The organism is Micromonospora avicenniae (assembly GCF_900156065.1).
GTDB classification, from domain to species: Bacteria; Actinomycetota; Actinomycetes; order Mycobacteriales; family Micromonosporaceae; genus Micromonospora; species Micromonospora avicenniae.
Map to the genome: position 1 here is coordinate 93965 of NZ_FTNF01000007.1, position 15143 is coordinate 109107.

Annotated in this window: 14 protein-coding genes and 1 tRNA gene; 7 read left to right on the plus strand and 8 right to left on the minus strand. The window is 69.2% G+C overall.

Annotated elements, in window-relative coordinates:
* Positions 1–156: 156 nt before the first annotated feature.
* Together BXA10_RS13450 and BXA10_RS13455 are read right to left on the minus strand one after the other, a co-directional pair.
* Positions 157–678, minus strand: a complete 522-nt coding sequence (locus BXA10_RS13450) for a hypothetical protein (RefSeq protein WP_139337989.1) — start codon at positions 676–678, stop codon at positions 157–159.
* Between the two features lie 401 nt (positions 679–1079).
* Positions 1080–1155 (minus strand) — tRNA-Arg (locus BXA10_RS13455).
* 269 nt (positions 1156–1424) lie between these two features.
* Between BXA10_RS13455 and BXA10_RS13460 the strand changes: the two genes are divergently transcribed.
* A complete protein-coding gene (locus BXA10_RS13460; protein ID WP_076470669.1) occupies positions 1425–2687 on the plus strand; it encodes an ATP-binding protein in 1263 nt (420 codons plus the stop codon).
* Between the two features lie 47 nt (positions 2688–2734).
* On the opposite strand, the gene BXA10_RS31485 is transcribed toward BXA10_RS13460, so the two are convergent.
* From BXA10_RS31485 to BXA10_RS13470, 3 genes are all read right to left on the minus strand, one after another.
* Positions 2735–2899 carry a hypothetical protein gene (locus tag BXA10_RS31485; protein ID WP_175649201.1) on the minus strand — a complete coding sequence of 55 codons (165 nt, stop codon included), beginning with the start codon at positions 2897–2899 and terminating at the stop codon, positions 2735–2737.
* A gap of 352 nt (positions 2900–3251) precedes the next feature.
* Positions 3252–3566, minus strand: coding sequence for a CHY zinc finger protein (locus BXA10_RS13465; RefSeq protein ID WP_076470670.1), 315 nt, complete (start codon positions 3564–3566; stop codon positions 3252–3254).
* Positions 3567–3868: 302 nt separating this feature from the next.
* A complete protein-coding gene (locus BXA10_RS13470) occupies positions 3869–6946 on the minus strand; it encodes an FG-GAP repeat domain-containing protein (RefSeq protein WP_076470671.1) in 3078 nt (1025 codons plus the stop codon).
* A 389-nt stretch (positions 6947–7335) separates the two neighbouring features.
* On the opposite strand from BXA10_RS13470, the gene BXA10_RS13475 reads away from it, so the two are divergent.
* From BXA10_RS13475 to BXA10_RS13500, 6 genes are all read left to right on the plus strand, one after another.
* On the plus strand, positions 7336–10335 hold the full coding sequence (locus tag BXA10_RS13475) for a 3-keto-alpha-glucoside-1,2-lyase-like domain-containing protein (protein ID WP_076470672.1): 3000 nt from the start codon (positions 7336–7338) through the stop codon (positions 10333–10335).
* 137 nt (positions 10336–10472) lie between these two features.
* Positions 10473–10799, plus strand: a complete 327-nt coding sequence (locus BXA10_RS13480) for an amphi-Trp domain-containing protein (RefSeq protein ID WP_139337990.1) — start codon at positions 10473–10475, stop codon at positions 10797–10799.
* A gap of 118 nt (positions 10800–10917) precedes the next feature.
* Positions 10918–11877, plus strand: a complete 960-nt coding sequence (locus tag BXA10_RS13485; RefSeq protein WP_245828237.1) for an ion transporter — start codon at positions 10918–10920, stop codon at positions 11875–11877.
* 64 nt (positions 11878–11941) lie between these two features.
* Positions 11942–12163 carry a hypothetical protein gene (locus BXA10_RS13490; RefSeq protein WP_076470674.1) on the plus strand — a complete coding sequence of 74 codons (222 nt, stop codon included), beginning with the start codon at positions 11942–11944 and terminating at the stop codon, positions 12161–12163.
* A 134-nt stretch (positions 12164–12297) separates the two neighbouring features.
* A complete protein-coding gene (locus BXA10_RS13495; protein WP_076470675.1) occupies positions 12298–13590 on the plus strand; it encodes a sensor histidine kinase in 1293 nt (430 codons plus the stop codon).
* Positions 13578–14288 carry a response regulator transcription factor gene (locus BXA10_RS13500; RefSeq protein ID WP_076470676.1) on the plus strand — a complete coding sequence of 237 codons (711 nt, stop codon included), beginning with the start codon at positions 13578–13580 and terminating at the stop codon, positions 14286–14288. Before BXA10_RS13495 ends, BXA10_RS13500 begins: the two co-directional genes overlap by 13 nt.
* 26 nt (positions 14289–14314) lie before the next feature.
* Here the strand turns inward: BXA10_RS13500 and rpsN are convergent, their stop codons facing one another.
* The 3 genes from rpsN to rpmB are packed head-to-tail and all read right to left on the minus strand — an operon-like array spanning position 14315 to position 15023.
* Positions 14315–14620: a 30S ribosomal protein S14 gene (gene rpsN / locus BXA10_RS13505; RefSeq protein ID WP_076470677.1), complete on the minus strand. Its 306-nt coding sequence runs from the start codon at positions 14618–14620 to the stop codon at positions 14315–14317.
* The gene (gene rpmG, locus BXA10_RS13510) at positions 14620–14787 is read right to left on the minus strand and encodes a 50S ribosomal protein L33 (RefSeq protein ID WP_076470678.1); all 168 of its coding nucleotides are present in this window, start codon (positions 14785–14787) and stop codon (positions 14620–14622) included. The genes rpsN and rpmG overlap by 1 nt, the downstream gene beginning before the upstream one ends.
* The gene (gene rpmB / locus BXA10_RS13515) at positions 14787–15023 is read right to left on the minus strand and encodes a 50S ribosomal protein L28 (protein WP_076470679.1); all 237 of its coding nucleotides are present in this window, start codon (positions 15021–15023) and stop codon (positions 14787–14789) included. The genes rpmG and rpmB overlap by 1 nt, the downstream gene beginning before the upstream one ends.
* Between the last annotated feature and the right edge of the window lie 120 nt (positions 15024–15143).

A 15143-nucleotide genomic window follows, 5' to 3' on the forward strand; every position in this document is an offset into this window, starting at 1 on the left:
ATCCGAGAGCGAGCTGTCAGCTCGGGAGTCACACAAGATCGGTTTGGAACGGGCCGCCACGCCTGCTCGACGCGCTCTCACATGGCGTGGTCCGGCCCCCACTGACACCACCCTCTGGCCCGTGGATGGCCCGGCGGTTCCTTCCAAGTCGCTCCGTCAGCCGTAGTCGCGCTCACAAGACGCGTAGAGGGAAAAAACCACTAGTCGGCCAGACGCCATAAAGGCCTGCTCGTCAGGGGGCAGCCTCCAAAGGTCAAACGGTTCACGGTCGCGCTGGTAGCTGTACACCACTACGCGGCAGCTACCGCTCGCCTCGCTGGCTCCCTCACCCTCCAACAGCTCGTCCCAGGGCGGCGAATAGGACCCATCGGAGGGCCGAAGGGTGAGTGCAGGGCCTGAGAAGACCTGGGCCGGGTCCGTGCGACTGGGGCCGATGTAGAAGTACTCCAGGTTGCAGTTGCAGTTCCCTTGGCCACCCTCACCAACTCGCCGGTACGCGGGGTCCACCTGCACCTGGCTCAGATACTCGCGGGCGTGCTTCGGACCGCCCGGTAGTAGTAGTGCCAGCGCCCCAAGGCAGTTGAGCAGCCCTACCACCAAAGAGCCGGCCGCCGCGCAGGCAATGGCGATCCAGACCCGTTTGCGTGGGCTCATGGCTCGCCCCTTCTCGCTGGCCACCGGGGGACACTACTGGAATGTTGGCCATCGAATCTGTAGCGGCTCTCTGTGGAGGGCCGGGGTTCGGGGCGGAGCCCCGAGGTCTTCAAGGTCTTGTCGTCCCTATGCGTGGCCGGCCGGCCCGGCCCGATGCCGGCCGGAGGTCGCCAGCAGGCCGGGGCCGGGCCGGCGCGACCCGCTTTGCGGGCCGCCTGATCTGATAGAGCGCAATTCCGCGGTCTCGGCCGCCCGCCAACGCCAGCGTCCCGACTCGTCACTACCACCGTGCCGTCGTCGGCCGAGACGCCGAGGTGGCTGAGCACCTGGACGCGAGCCGGTCGAAGGCCGCGAGGCGATCGGGCACGCAGCGGGCACGCAAGCCCCGGAAGGCGGAACATTGATCGGTGATCAAGGCCGTGATTTGGTGCCCCCGGCAGGATTCGAACCTGCGACACACGGTTTAGGAAACCGTTGCTCTATCCCCTGAGCTACGAGGGCGCGAGTCGTCAGTCTAACGACCTGCGCGTTGACCCGCGTTGGCAGGTAGTGACCCCCGTTGACCTGCGTTCTCCCGGTCGATCGGCCTACCGCCTGTCATGCCCCACGGAAGCCAACCCGTGGGAGACTGGCGCCTCGAACACGACGTGCGACCACCTCATGGTCCCCGCAAATCGAACACCGATTAGCCGCATTCCGAACACGGAGTGCCCCGCAGATCGAATGCGATATCCCCCGCAGATCGAAACCGTGCCAGCTACCATGATGTCGTGCCGACACCGCACCTGATCCCCCGTCGCGCCGCCGTGCAGGTCAACACCGCCCTGGCCGACACCCGCGTCGTGCTGATCAGCGGAGCGCGCCAAGCAGGCAAGAGCACCCTGGTCCGCATCGTCGCCGGAGATCGTCTCGCCGAGCGCCGAGATCTCGACCGGGCGCAGGACCGGGCCGCGGCGATCGCCGACCCGGTCGGCTTCGTGGACTCCCCCGAACTCCTGGTCATCGACGAGATACAGCGCGCTCCGGAGCTGCTGCTGGCGATCAAGGCAGCCGTCGACGAGGACCCCCGGCCCGGCCGGTATCTGCTCACCGGCTCGTCTCGGCTGTTCGGCATGGTCGCCGCCCCGGACGCATTGCCCGGCCGGATGGAAACCGTCGAGCTCTGGCCGTTCTCCCAAGGCGAACTCGACGGTGCGCCGGACGGGTTCGTCGACGCCGTCTTCGCGCTCGGTCCGGACCTGCGACACGAGTCGGAGGTGACCCGTGCCGACTACGCCGCCCGGATCATGCGCGGCGGCCTGCCGGAGGCGACGACCCGCACTGACCCGCGCCGCCGCCAACGGTTCCTCGACGCTTACGTCCAGGCGCTCATCGACCGCGATGTCCGGCAGCTGTCCGACATCCAGCACAAGGGCGAGCTCCGCAAGCTGGTACGCCTCCTCGCGGCCCGATCAGCGACCATCATCGCCGCCAACTCCCTCGAATCCGCACTCGGGTTGAGCCGACCGACGATCGCCCGCTACCTCCAGGTCCTGGAAGAGATCTTCCTGATCAGGCGGATCCCCGGTTGGTCCCGCAACCTGGGCACCCGCACCACCGCCGCGCCCAAACTCATCTTCGTCGACTCAGGCATCGCGGCCAACGAGATCGCGACCGACGCCCGGGCACTGCTCCGGCCGGGCGCACCGTTCGGGCCGCTGCTCGAATCGTTCGTCCTGTCCGAGCTGTCCCGCCAGCTCACCTGGTCCGCGCAGTTCGTCGAGCTGTCCCACTACCGTGACCAGAGCAGGTACGAAGTCGACGCGGTGCTCGAAAACAGATCCGGCCAAGTGGTCGGGATCGAAGTCAAAGCAGCCACCACCGTCGGACCTGACGACTTCCGCGGGCTACGCCGACTCGCCGACCGCCTCGGTGACGACTTCACCACCGGCATCGTCCTGTACACCGGAACGTCCACGCTGCCGTTCGGCGACAGACTCCGCGCCATGCCGGTCAGCGCACTGTGGCAGACCTCCGCACCGCCAGCAGCCTGACCTCGCGCCCTCCGCAGGTGGCTCCCGCCCCGCCAGTGCGGATGTCGTTACCCCAGCGGGGGCGGTGGCGCGGAGGCCACGAGCAGGGTGAGTTCCCGCACCAGGTCGTCCAGTGCCTGACCGGTCTGCGCGCGGACCAGCCCGAGGGCGAGGTCGGCAAACAGGTAGAAGCCGAGCGTGCGGGCCTGCTCCGAGTCGAACGACGCGGTCAATCTCCGTGGCCGATTCGCCGAATGGCGCCGTGAACTGCTCGCTGAGGAGGAACCCGCTCAGCCTGACAGCTCCTTCAGCTGATCCCGCAGTGCCCCGTTGGCGCCGGGACTGCACCCCGTGCTCGCGATCTACCGAGCCGCGAGCACCATGACCGTGAACACCCGATCCCAGCGGGTGATCCAGAAGGGCGGCCCGAGGTTTCTGCGTAACTTCACCGGGACTGGCCCGAGGCGATCGAAGGCTCCGAGCACGGAGAGGTCGAGTAGGAACTCCCGGACCGGATGGGGGGCGGCGCCGACAGCCGTCGCCGGCTGCCGAGAAGGCCGTGCCCAATTCCGCGCGGGTGTCTCGTCAGCGCACCTGGAAGTAGAGGTGGGTGTGCAGCCGGCAGCGTTCGTTGAACGCCGCGTGGCAGTTCGGGCAGGAGTCGACGGCGAGGTACTCCTCGATGGTCAGCTCGGTACGGCAGACGCCGCAGAGCACGGCATGCTGCCCCCGCTGGTCGACCGGCCACTGGCTCGCGGGATGGTCGGTGGTCTCCTCGTGGCACAGGTGGCACGGGTAGTAGCGCAGGCAGCAGGCGAACTTGATGGCGACGACGTCCACGGGTGTGGCGTAGTGCACACACCGGCTCTGGTCGTCGACGGTCCTCCCGTAGATCTGCACGTCGGCAGCCTAGTTCTCCTGGAGTTCGGGATTGAGCTCGACCCGATCCGACCTGAGCCCCTACAAGGTCGACTCGGGATCCTTGAAGTCGGGGCATCCAGACGCCCCGAACACCCCGATTTCAAGGAAGTCGAGTCGATCAGTCGCCGGTGGCGGATCCAGGCTGGCGGTCCTTAGGCCGGCGTTCAGGCGGCCATGATCGCCGCACGTGACGTGTCTCCGGTCGCACCGCGGAACTTGGATCGAAGAACGCCCCCGGACGCCGTGCTGGTGTCCGGGGGCGTTCGACGAGCCGTCAGACCTCAGATGATGATTTTGTACATGTTCCAGCCGGAGCCGGCTTGGACCCGGGCCGCGAAGGAACCGTTACCGAGCCCGGCGTACGACCAGAGCAGCCCATTGGCGTCTCGGGCGACGAGGTCGTTACGGCCATCTTCGTTGAGGTCACCGATCGCGACGATCGAGTTGTAGATGTTCCAGCCGGCGAAGACCTTGCTCCTGGCCGACCAGCCCTTGTTGCCGTTGCTGAAGTAGGCGTACATCACCCCGGTGGCGTCGACGCCGAGCAGATCACCGTGACCGTCGCCGTTGAGGTCACCGGCGCCGAGGATCCGGGTATACATGCTCCACCCGGAGCCGACCTGGACCCGCGCGTTGATCCCACCCTTACCCGTGGTCGTGTACAGCCACAGCTTGCCGTCCGCGTCGACACCGAGGATGTCGTCGTGCCCGTCACTGTTCACATCACCCGGGGCGAGGATCGACTTGTACATCATCCAACCCGCGCCCAGGCTCTTCTTCTCGCCCGGCTGCCCGTAGGAGTATCCGCCGTCGCCCAGGTATGCCCTCATGCTCCCGCTGCCATCGCGGACCAGCAGGTCAGGCAGGAAGTCACCGTCGAAGTCACCGAACGGCACCAGAGCCGACGTACGCGCCGACCCCGTGCAGCTCAGGCAGTAGTCCTCGGTGTGCCCGTAGTCGAAGAGCTTGCCCTGCGACGAGCCGTACCAGTGGGCCTCGCCCGTCGACTTCACCCCGAGCAAGGCCGGGCCCCCACCGCACCCGATCTCACGGAACTGGAAGCTGGCACAGCTCACGGCGATCCCACCCGCGCCGATCGTCTGTGGAGCAGCCCCGTCGGCGGTGGCGGTGAGGTTCCACCGGTACATCCCGTTCAGCGTCAGCTTGCCCGAGGCGAGTTCGCCGTTCCACATGTCCGAGACGAATTCCCGAGCGGGCCCACCGTCGTGCCGATGCACCACTTCGCCGGTCGACGTACGAGAGACGGTCATCTCCCAGCTGATGACGGGCCGGGTCAGCCGGAACGATCCGTACCACGGAACTTCATCAGATCGGGGATAGAACAGGGTCTTGACCTCCTGGCCGCCCACCTGAACCGGATTGCTGGGAACGCCGGTGTCGAGCACGTGCACGGCGTTCTCCCCGTCCACGTACGCGACGCCGGAGCCGTGCCGGTCAACCGCCCAGGAGACTCGACGGTCGTCGGCCGGAGCACCCGCGGCGAGGTCGGCGAGTCTCACCGGAGCCCGCATGGTGCCGTCGTGGAAGTCGGTGAGCTGCAGCGCGCCGTTCTCGTGCCGGACCAGGAAACCGTCACCCAACATCACCGGCCCAGCAGGCACGGTAAGGCTCCGGTTGCCCTGAAGGTCGTAGATCCCGGCGGGGCCGGTCGGTCCGCACGACCAGTAGAGCCAACGGGCGCTGGTCTGCAGCTCGGTCGGGACACAGCCCGCGCCGCTGGAGACCGTGCGGCTGGTCTTCTCACTCTCCAGGTCGACCGCCTTGAGCTCGCCCGGCGTGCTGGTGGCTCGCCAAAGGGTGCCGAACCAGAGCGCCGCCCCCGTGATCGACCCAAGCAGAGTCGTGTCCATGTGGGCGTTGTCGATCAGGTACTGGTCGTCCTTTGTGCCGTCGTTGACCAGAATGTAGCGGCTACCGACATCGACCACCCGGCCGTTGTGAGTCACAAAGGCCTTGGGGCTGTTGCCGCTCGGGAGGTCCTGAAAAGTATAAATCGTGTCCTGGGTACCGTCGGCGCCCGAGGACATGTAGACGACACCCTCCCCGTTTCCCTCCGCCAGGCGCACGCACTGAACGCCCGTTTCGCAGGCCGGCGGCGGCTTGAAGAAGGCCGCCCCGCCGGTCTTGACCGACCCGCCGGCCGCGATCGGGTGGTTGTGGAGCGCGTACTGGCTGGCGCCAGTGCCGCCGATGATCTCGCTCTGTGCGTGCCGGACCAGGCCCTGGTGGTAGAGGAGACCCGCGTTCTTCACCGGGTCGCGCACCGGCAACAGCGGGGTGGTGGTGGGCGTGTGACCCGGCTGTGCGCTGATCCGGCGTACCGCCCAGTCCCCAGCCCGGGTTCCGCCCACGACCAGCGCGGTGCCGTCTGGAGCCTGGACGAGGGCGGTGTCCTCCGCGTCGACCCTCGGCAAGATGGTTGTCTGGGTGCCGTCAGGGGCGACGGCGACTGCCTGCGCCGTCGTGCCACTCCAGGAGCGCGAGACGACCAGGCTGTCCCCGACGATCGCGGAGCGCGTGAAACTCTCGTATGGCGGGCGCACCACCCGGACCTGGGTGTTCGTGCCCGTGATCAGTCCGCTGCGCGAATACAGCTGGAAGGTTCCACTGCCGCTCGTCACTGACGACCAGGCGACGGTGTCACCGGACAATCGCCATACCCTGTCCGAGGCGTAGGGGTAGATGGCGCCCGGGATTTCGACGATCCGTGCGCTGGCGAGATCGAGCAGGCCGGCTCGGGTCTCGTTGCCGATCTCGTACGAAACCACGCCGGAGGTGAGGTCACCGACGAGACCCCCAGCCACGCTGCCCACCCACGCGCCGTCGGGCACGGTGACCGGAGTGCTGGTATACGTGCCGTCGGTCGCGAAGGTGAGAAGCTCCAGCCCGACCGGCACATAGTTTACCGACTTCAACCCGAGCATCGTCCGGCCAAAGACACCGAGATTCTGGTAACCGGAGGGCACTGCCCACTGTTGCCAGCTCTGGTCGGACAGGTCGAACAGGCTCACTGTGTTCTTCGGGGCGGGCTTGGCCGGCACGTTGGCGGTGGTGGCGACCATGTCGCCGCCGGCCGGATCGAGCTGCTTGTACGAGACACCCGTCAGATCTTTGATCTCAATCGTCTCGCCGGTGTCGTAACGGGTCCAGAGGTACCTAGTGGAGATGCCGTGGCGATGCAGGAAGCCGGTGACACCGGCGAAGATGATGGCCTCGTGGGCCGGAGCGGTCGGCTCGTCCGACGGGAAGACGGCGATCTCACGTGGTGCGGTGCCGGGTTCGGCGGCGGCCGGTGCGGCCGGGGTGACCAGCACGCCGACGGCGAGGACAATCGCCAATACACCGGCCCTAAGACTGCGACCCAAAGAGGCCCTCCTGGAATGGGTACGGCGCGAGTAACGCGCCCAGGCACCGGCAGCCTAGCTTGATCATCTTTCGCGGTCGCGCCGCCGAACGGCTGATTCGTCGCCGTTCCGTCGCTCGCGATGGGCCGACCCGCAGCCCGAGCCACCACAGCTCGACGGGACGATCCGGACACTCAGGCGGGCCGGACATCGAGGCGCGCGCGGAAGCTTTCGCACAAAGATTTAGAAGTTTCCATGTGTATATCTAAAGTGATAACGTCAGCGATCGATCTTTTGTCTCACGAGATCGTACTGCCCACCCCGGCGGGGGAAAGTGGGACGGCTCTTCCCCGGCCGGGACCCGTACCCACCTCGGAGGACCGATGACCGGACCGAACCGGTGGCGGTATCGCCGTCGCGCCGCGCTCACCAGCGCGGGTGCCGCGCTGGCGACCATGCTCGCCACAGCCCCTGTCACCTCGGCCGCGGCCGCACCCGCTGACGTACCGCCGCAGGAACCCGGCGTCACGCTGCGCTCGTACGACATGGGCGTCCCGCTGTCGGCGCTCTGCACCCTGAAGCCCGCCCAGACGCCGAACGTCGACAAGCTGATGCCGCAGATCAACTGGACCACCACTGACGAGTTCGGCCTGTCCGACCGGTTCATCACGCACGCCATCGCCAACCTCACGGCGCCGGTCGACGGCACGTACACGTTCCGGCTCACCAGCGACGACGGGTCCCGCCTGACGATCGGTGACCAGGTCGTCGTGGACCACGACGGCCTGCACGGCGAGACCGCCAAGGAGGGTTCGGTAGACCTGACCGCCGGCCTGCACCCGTTGTTCGCCGAACTCTTCGACAACGGCGGCGGCCAGGTGCTGCGACTGGAGTGGCGTCCCCCCGGCGCCGACGCCTTCGAGCTCGTGCCGGCGTCCGCGCTGAGCACGGACGCCGGCGTCGTGCGCGTGACGGCACCCGGCTGGAAGTACTGCGAGGGCGCCGCCGACTCGGCCGGCGACGGCATGCCGCTGGACCGGGTCCACCCGGGTTACACCCTCACCGACCTTCGCCCCGACGGCTTTCAGCCCCAGGTGACCGGCATGGCCTTCATGCCCGACGGCGACCTGGTCGTCTCCACCTGGGGCGGCACCGACAACACGACCGGCGAGATCTACCTGGTCGATGGGGCCACCGGGCAGACCGGCCCCGGGCAGGTGACCTACCACCGATTCGCGGAGGGGCTGCGCGAACCCCAGGGGGTCGCGGTGGTCGACGGCACCGTCTACGTCACCCAGAAGCACGAGCTGACCGCCCTGCGTGACACCGACGGCGACGGCGTCGCCGACACCCACCGGACGGTCGCCACCTGGCCGTGGGGCCAGAACTTCCATGAGTTCGCGTTCGGCCTGCTCTACCGGGACGGGTACTTCCATCTCAACCTGTCGGTCGCCATCGACCTCGGTGGCGCCACCACGGTCCCCCAGCCCGCCCCGAACCGTGGCACCTCGATCAAGGTCGACGCGAAGACCGGCAAGATCACGTACGTCGCCGGCGGGCTCCGCACCCCGAACGGGATCGGATGGGGGCCGAACGGCGAAGTCCTCGTCACCGACAACCAGGGCGGCTGGCTACCCGCGTCCAAGCTGGTCGAGATCAAGCAGGGGGCGTTCTACAACCACTACACCACCCCGGCGGGCCCGTTCGACGACGAGCCGGTGACCCGGCCGATCGTCTGGCTCCCGCAGAACGAGATCGGTAACTCACCGTCGACTCCCGTGCTGCTTAAGCAGGGGCCGTACAAGGGGCAGCTGGTCGTCGGCGACGTGACCTACGGCGGTCTGCAGCGCGTGTTCCTCGAGAAGGTCGAGGGGCAGTACCAGGGCGCGGTCTTCCGGCACACCCAGGGCCTGGAGGCCGGCGTCAACGAGGTCACCCTCGGCCCGGACGGGGCGCTCTACCTCGGTGGTCTGGGCGCGGGCGGCAACTGGGGCCAGGAGGGCAAGCTCTCCTACGGTCTGCAGAAGCTGACGCCCAACGGCACCTCCGTGTTCGAGGTCAAGCGGATGCGCGCGTCTCACGTCGGATTCGAGCTGGAGTACACCGAGCCACTGTCGGCGGAGACCGCGCAGGATCTCGCCGACGCGTACCAGGTGACGCAGTGGCGCTACGGCGCGACGAGCCAGTACGGCGGCCCCAAGCTCGACCTGGAGACGCTCGACGTCGCCGAGGCCGAGCTGTCGGCCGATCACCGTACCGTCAAGCTCAGGATCCCGGGCCTCAAGGAGAACCGCGTCGTCCACGTACGCTCCCCACGTCCGTTCTCGTCCGTCGACGGCGAGGAGCTGTGGAACACTGAGGCCTGGTACACGCTCAACGAGATCCCGGGTCGCGTGGTGCAGCCGCAGACGTTCTTCGAGGCGGAGGAGGGCCGGACGGTCGGCGTCGGCATGGCGACCGACCACGCCGCCTACTCCGGAGCCGGCTTCGCCGCCGGGTTCGCCGAGGACGGCTCGTCGACCAGGATCTCCGTCGACGTCCGTAAGAGCGACAGGTACGACCTGGCGATGCGCTACAGCAACGGTCCGAACCCCTACTCGGGCGAGAAGCAGCTGAGTTTGTACGTCAACGGTCAACGGGTGGAGCAGACCGTCTTTCCCTCGACCGTGACCTGGGAGGAGTGGGGCACCGTCACCACCACCGTGCCCCTACGCGAGGGGCGCAACCTGGTCGAGTACCGCAAGGAGGCCGCCGACTCCGGGCACGTCAACCTCGACGTTCTCGTCGTCCGGCCGCACGGCGAGCGCATCACACTGTTCGACGGTGGCGACCTCGCCGAGTGGCAGCACAGCGACGGGCGCGAGCCCGAGTGGACGGTCGCGGACGGCGCCATGACGGTACGCGGCGGCGACCTGCGTACGGTGCAGGCCTTCGGCGACTTCCGCCTGCACACCGAGTTCAACCTGCCGCTGTACCCGCCGGACGTGACCGGTCAGGCGCGCGCCAACAGCGGCGTGTACCTGCAGGACCGCTACGAGATCCAGGTGCTGGACTCGTTCGGCATCGACCCGCCGCAGACCAACGACGCCGCAGCCATCTACCAGCAGAAGGCGCCGGACGTGAACGCGGCACGGCCACCGCTGACCTGGCAGACGTACGACATCGTCTACCGGCAGGCACGCTACGACGCGGCCGGCAACAAGGTGGAGAACGCGCGCGTCACGGTGGTGTGGAACGGCGTCACCGTGCACGACGACGTCGAGATCCTCGGCCCGACCGGCGGTAGCCGGCCCGAGGGCCCGGCCACGGGCGCCATCCGGCTGCAGGATCACGGCAACCCGGTCCAGTACCGCAACATCTGGATCGAGCCGCTCGACCCGTAGCGCGTCGACAGCAGTACGCGGGCGGTCGGGTCCGGTTCGCCGGTCCGGCCGCCCGCACTGCTTTCGGAGCAATATCATTCCGGTCCGGCGAGTCCGGAGCCCACCCGTCGGTCGTCCGTCCCTTGTGGAGTGCGAGCATGGCACGCATGGATATCTACGAGGACGCCCGCACGGTGTCACGGGCCGACCTGGCCGGCTGGCTGCGTCAGCTGGCGAACCAGCTGGAGTCCGACGGACGGGTCTACTACGGCGCCGCCGGCGCGGTCGCGGTCGCGGACGAGGTGCGGTGCGAGCTGGAGATCGAGCGGGAGAGCGACACGGAGCTCTCCGTCGAGATCGAGTTCTCCTGGACCGTGCCCGCCCCGGTGAAGGCGGCGGAGCAGGAGACCGAGCCCGCGAAGGACGACGAGGCGGCCGAGGAGCCGAAGGCCGAGCCGGCCGCCGAGGAGACGCCGCAGGCGTGACGGTGCAGCGACCGGAGGGCGGCGGCGACGCCGGCGCCCACCGGGCGATCGACGGAGAACCATGACGCCCCCCGTTCGAAGCCGGAGGCACCGGCTGGCCGTTGCGTGCCAGAAGTTGGTGGACGCTTCCTGGTTCGGCCTGGCGAGCTTCGTCGTCATCGTCGTCAACTCGATGGCGCTCGGCTTGGAGACCTACGGCCGGGCGGTCGTGGCGGCCGGCGGCGCACTGCGGATGGTCGAGTACGCGTGCCTCGCCTTCTTCGTGCTCGAACTGCTGGTGCGGTTCGGGGCGCACCTACGGAGTCCAGCCGGGTTCTTCCGGGACCGCTGGAACGTGTTCGACCTGCTCATTCTCGCCGCTCCGCTGGCCCCCGGCGTACGGGAGAACGTGACGCTCCTGCGGCTGCTGCGACTGGCCCGCATCGTGCGCGCGTTCCGTCTCTTCCCCAGCCTGCGGGTGATCCTGGTCGGCATCCGGCGCAGCCTTCCCGGGCTCGGCAGTTTCCTTCTGGTCACCGTGCTGGTGCTGTACGGGTACGCGATGCTCGGCTGGATGCTCTTCGGCGCCGCCTACCCGGATAGGTACGGCACGGTCGGGCAGGCGATGCTCACGCTCTTTCTGCTGCTGTCGCTGGACGGCATCACCGACACGCTCCAGGCCGGCCGGGAGGTCACCGAGTGGGCGGTGCTGTACTACGTCTCGTACATGGTCACCGCCTGCTACCTGCTGACCAACCTGCTGGTGGGCGTGGTCCTCAACGCGCTCGAGGAGGCCCACCAGGAGGAGCGGGCCGCGGCGGAGCGCACCACCCGGCGGAAGACTCCCGACGGCCTCACCGAGCCTTCGGTCCACGAGCAACTGGCCCAGCTACGCGCGATCATCACGAATCTGGAGCGGCGGCTTCCGGAGTATCCGGCCGGCGACACCCAGGGATCGGCAGTGGCTCGGCGCCACGCCCAACCAGGCCGCCGAGGGGCTCGCGGCAAGCGTGGAGGCCCCGGCGGCGGCGTGTCGAGAGGTGCCCGACCGAAGATCGGGAAGTCCGTGTCCTCTGTGGAGGGATCTCGAAGCGGATGATGTAATTCATCCCGATCGGTCCCCCTCCGGGCGAGATGTCAGCCCGGGTATCGAAGGAGAGCCCATGCCCGTCACCGCCGACCTCAGCAAGCTGGTCGACAAGGCCTACCAGGACCAGACCCTCGCCGAGCTGGTCGACGCCCCGGTGGCCGCCCTCGCGGGGGTCAGCGAGGGCGGCGCCAAGCTGCTCAAGGAGGCGCTCGGCATCGTCACGATCGGCGACCTCGGCCGGAACCCGTACTTCCGGGTCGCCCAGGCGCTGGTCGCCCTGGACTCCGGCAAGTAGGCACCCGAGTCCGTGACGCCCGGCGGTGACCCGAACCCGCCGGGCGTCACGCCCCGAGGGTAGGGCTGGGCATACCCGCGAAAGTGGATCCAGGCGGCTGGGGCGACGCCGGCCCCGCCGATAGCGTCGATGGCATGACATCGCCCCAGCTCCCGCACCTGGCCACGGCGCTGCGCAACCCCCGCTACCTGGTCTCGGAATGGCCGTGGCGTGCGCTGGGCTACCTGGTGTCCACCGCCCCGATCGCCGGCGTGCTCTCCGTCGGGCTGTTGCTGGTCGGGGCGCCCCTGTTGGCGGCTGTCAACGCCGTACGGCAGCACGGCCGCCCGATTCCCCTGCCGCTCGCGCTCTTCCTGACCCTGGGCACGCTGGCCCTCGTGGGGTTCGCGCCGATCGTGAGCGCCGCCGTCGCGGCGGTGGAGCGGTGGCGGCTCGGGCTCGTCGATCCACGCCCGCTGCCGGCCCGCCGCTGGTCGGGCGTCGCCGAGCGCTACACCAGCGCCAGCGCGTGGCGGGAGGTCGCGTACCTGGTGTGGCTGGGCGGCGTGGTGCCGGTCGTCTACTGGGTCTACCTGCTGCTCGTGCTGATCGACATTCTCGTGGTCACCAGCCCGTGGCTGGCCGGGGACGCCGACCAGGTGATCGTGCTCTGGGACATCGTCGACCGGCCGGGTGAGGCCGTCCCGTACGCGATCGTCGGGGTCCTGCTGCTGCCGGTGCTCTGGTACGGGCTCGGGGTGATCGCAGCGGTCCAGGGCGCGGTGGCCCGGTGGCTGCTCGGCTCGTCGCCCGACATCGTCGAGCTGCGCGAGGTGACCCGGTCGCGGGCCCGCCTCGTGGACGCGTACGAGGCGGAGCGGCGCCGGATCGAGCGCGACCTGCACGACGCCGCCCAGCCCAGGCTGACCAGCCTCACCCTGCAACTGGGGCTGGCCCGGCTCGACGTGCCGGAGGACTCCCCGGCCGCCCGGCCGCTCGCGGTGGCTCACGACCAGGCCAAGGGGCTGATGATCATGCTCCGGCAGATCGTGCACGGCATCCGACCGCAGAGCCTCACGGACCTCAACCTCGCCGGCGCGGTCCGGGAACTGGCCGACGAGGCCGCCGTCCCGGTGACCGTGCACGCCGACCTGGACCGGCCGGTGCCCGAGAACGTCGAGACGACCGCCTGGTACGTGGTCTCGGAGTCACTGAACAACGTCACCCGGCACGCTTCGGCGACCCGCGCCGAGGTGCGGCTGACGCAGGCCGGCGACCGGCTCGTGGTCGAGGTCTCGGACGACGGCCGGGGCGGCGCGGATCCGGCGCGGGGCACCGGCCTGACCGGGCTCGCCGACCGGGTGAGCGCGGCCGGTGGGCGGTTGCTGCTCGCCAGCCCGCCCGGCGGCCCTACGCTCGTCCGGGTGGAGCTGCCATGCCACAGGTGACCCGGGTCGTGCTCGCCGAGGACGAGGTCCTCCTGCGCGAGGGGCTCGTCGGCCTGCTGGAGCGCTTCGGTTTCGAGGTGCTCGCCGCCGTCGGCTCCGCACCGGAGCTGCTGGAGGCGACCCGCTTGCACCGGCCGGACCTGGTGGTGACCGACATCCGGATGCCCCCGGGCCGGCGGGACGACGGTCTACGGGCGGCGGTCGCGTTGCGCTCGGAGCAGCCAGAGCTCGCGGTGGTGGTGCTCAGCCAGCACGTACAGGCCGGGTACGCCGCCGCGCTCCTCGACAGCGGCGACGGCCGCCGAGTCGGCTACCTGCTGAAGGACCGGGTCGCCGAGGTGGTCGAGTTCGTCGAACACCTGCGTATCGTCGCCGGCGGCGGCACGGTCGTCGACCCCGATGTCGTACGCCGGTTGTTGCACCGCCCGCACGACCCGCTGGCGGCGTTGTCGCCGCGCGAGCGGGAGGTGCTGGCGTTGATCGCGGAGGGTCGCTCGAACGCGGCGATCGCGGCGGCGCTGCACGTCACCGAGGCGGCAGTGGGCAAGCACGTCGGGAACATCCTCACGAAGCTCGGCCTGCTGCCCAGCGACGACACCAACCGCCGGGTGCTGGCGGTCCTCACATACCTGCGTGGCGGCCCGGCGGCCGATCCCGGCGGCTCGACGTGGACCGGCCCGGCCGCGGGCCGACGCTGAGGCGGCCGGACCGGCCACGCCGGACGTCACCAGGACGCCTTGCGCACACCCGGCAGCTCGCCCCGCAGCGCCATTTCCCGGAACCTGACCCGGGACAGGCCGAACCGGGTGAGCACTCCGCGCGGTCGTCCGTCGACGACGTCCCGGTTGCGTAGCCGCACCGGGCTGGAGTCCCGGGGCAGCCGCGCCAGGCGGCGGACGGAGTCGTCGCGTACCGCCGGGTCGGTGTCGGGGTGTGCGATCGCTCGCTTCAGCTCGGCGCGGCGCTCGGCGTGCCGCGCGACCAGCTCCTCCCGGCGGGCCTGCCGGTTGACGAGACCGTCGCGGGCCATCAGCGCTCCTCCCGGAACTCGACGTGCCGGCGCACGATCGGGTCGTACTTGCGCAGGACGAGGCGGTCCGGGTCGTTGCGCCGGTTCTTCCGGGTGACGTACGTGTAGCCGGTGCCGGCGGTGCTGCGGAGCTTGACCACCGGACGGATGTCGGTCTGTCGGGCCATCAGATCCGTACCCCCCGGCCACGCAGCTCGGCGACGATCGCCTCGATGCCCTTGCGGTCGACCGTCCGCAACGCCTTGGCGGTGAGGGTGAGAGTGATCCAGCGCCGCTCGGACGGCAACCAGTAGCGGTGACGCTGGAGATTCGGGTTCCACCGGCGGCGGGTGCGCCGGTGGGAGTGGGACACGGCGTTGCCGAAGCCTGGTTGGGCCTCGGTGACGTCACATCGTCTGGACACGCGGACTCCTTCTCGTTTGCTGTTCGACCTTAACGGCAATGGTTTTCGTTTCTACTCGAGTCGGTCGGGTGCCGCGACGGCGGGGGTGCCCGTCACCCCGCTCTTCGAACCGGCCCGGCG

Bases quoted from the DNA above. Each gene is read 5' to 3' on its own strand.
- BXA10_RS13480 (WP_139337990.1), top strand. From the start codon at position 10,473: ATGGCACGCATGGATATCTACGAGGACGCCCGCACGGTGTCACGGGCC.
- BXA10_RS13475 (WP_076470672.1), top strand. From the start codon at position 7,336: ATGACCGGACCGAACCGGTGGCGGTATCGCCGTCGCGCCGCGCTCACC.
- BXA10_RS13490 (WP_076470674.1), top strand. From the start codon at position 11,942: ATGCCCGTCACCGCCGACCTCAGCAAGCTGGTCGACAAGGCCTACCAG.
- rpsN (WP_076470677.1), bottom strand. From the start codon at position 14,620: ATGGCCCGCGACGGTCTCGTCAACCGGCAGGCCCGCCGGGAGGAGCTG.
- rpmG (WP_076470678.1), bottom strand. From the start codon at position 14,787: ATGGCCCGACAGACCGACATCCGTCCGGTGGTCAAGCTCCGCAGCACC.
- BXA10_RS13500 (WP_076470676.1), top strand. From the start codon at position 13,578: ATGCCACAGGTGACCCGGGTCGTGCTCGCCGAGGACGAGGTCCTCCTG.
- BXA10_RS13495 (WP_076470675.1), top strand. From the start codon at position 12,298: ATGACATCGCCCCAGCTCCCGCACCTGGCCACGGCGCTGCGCAACCCC.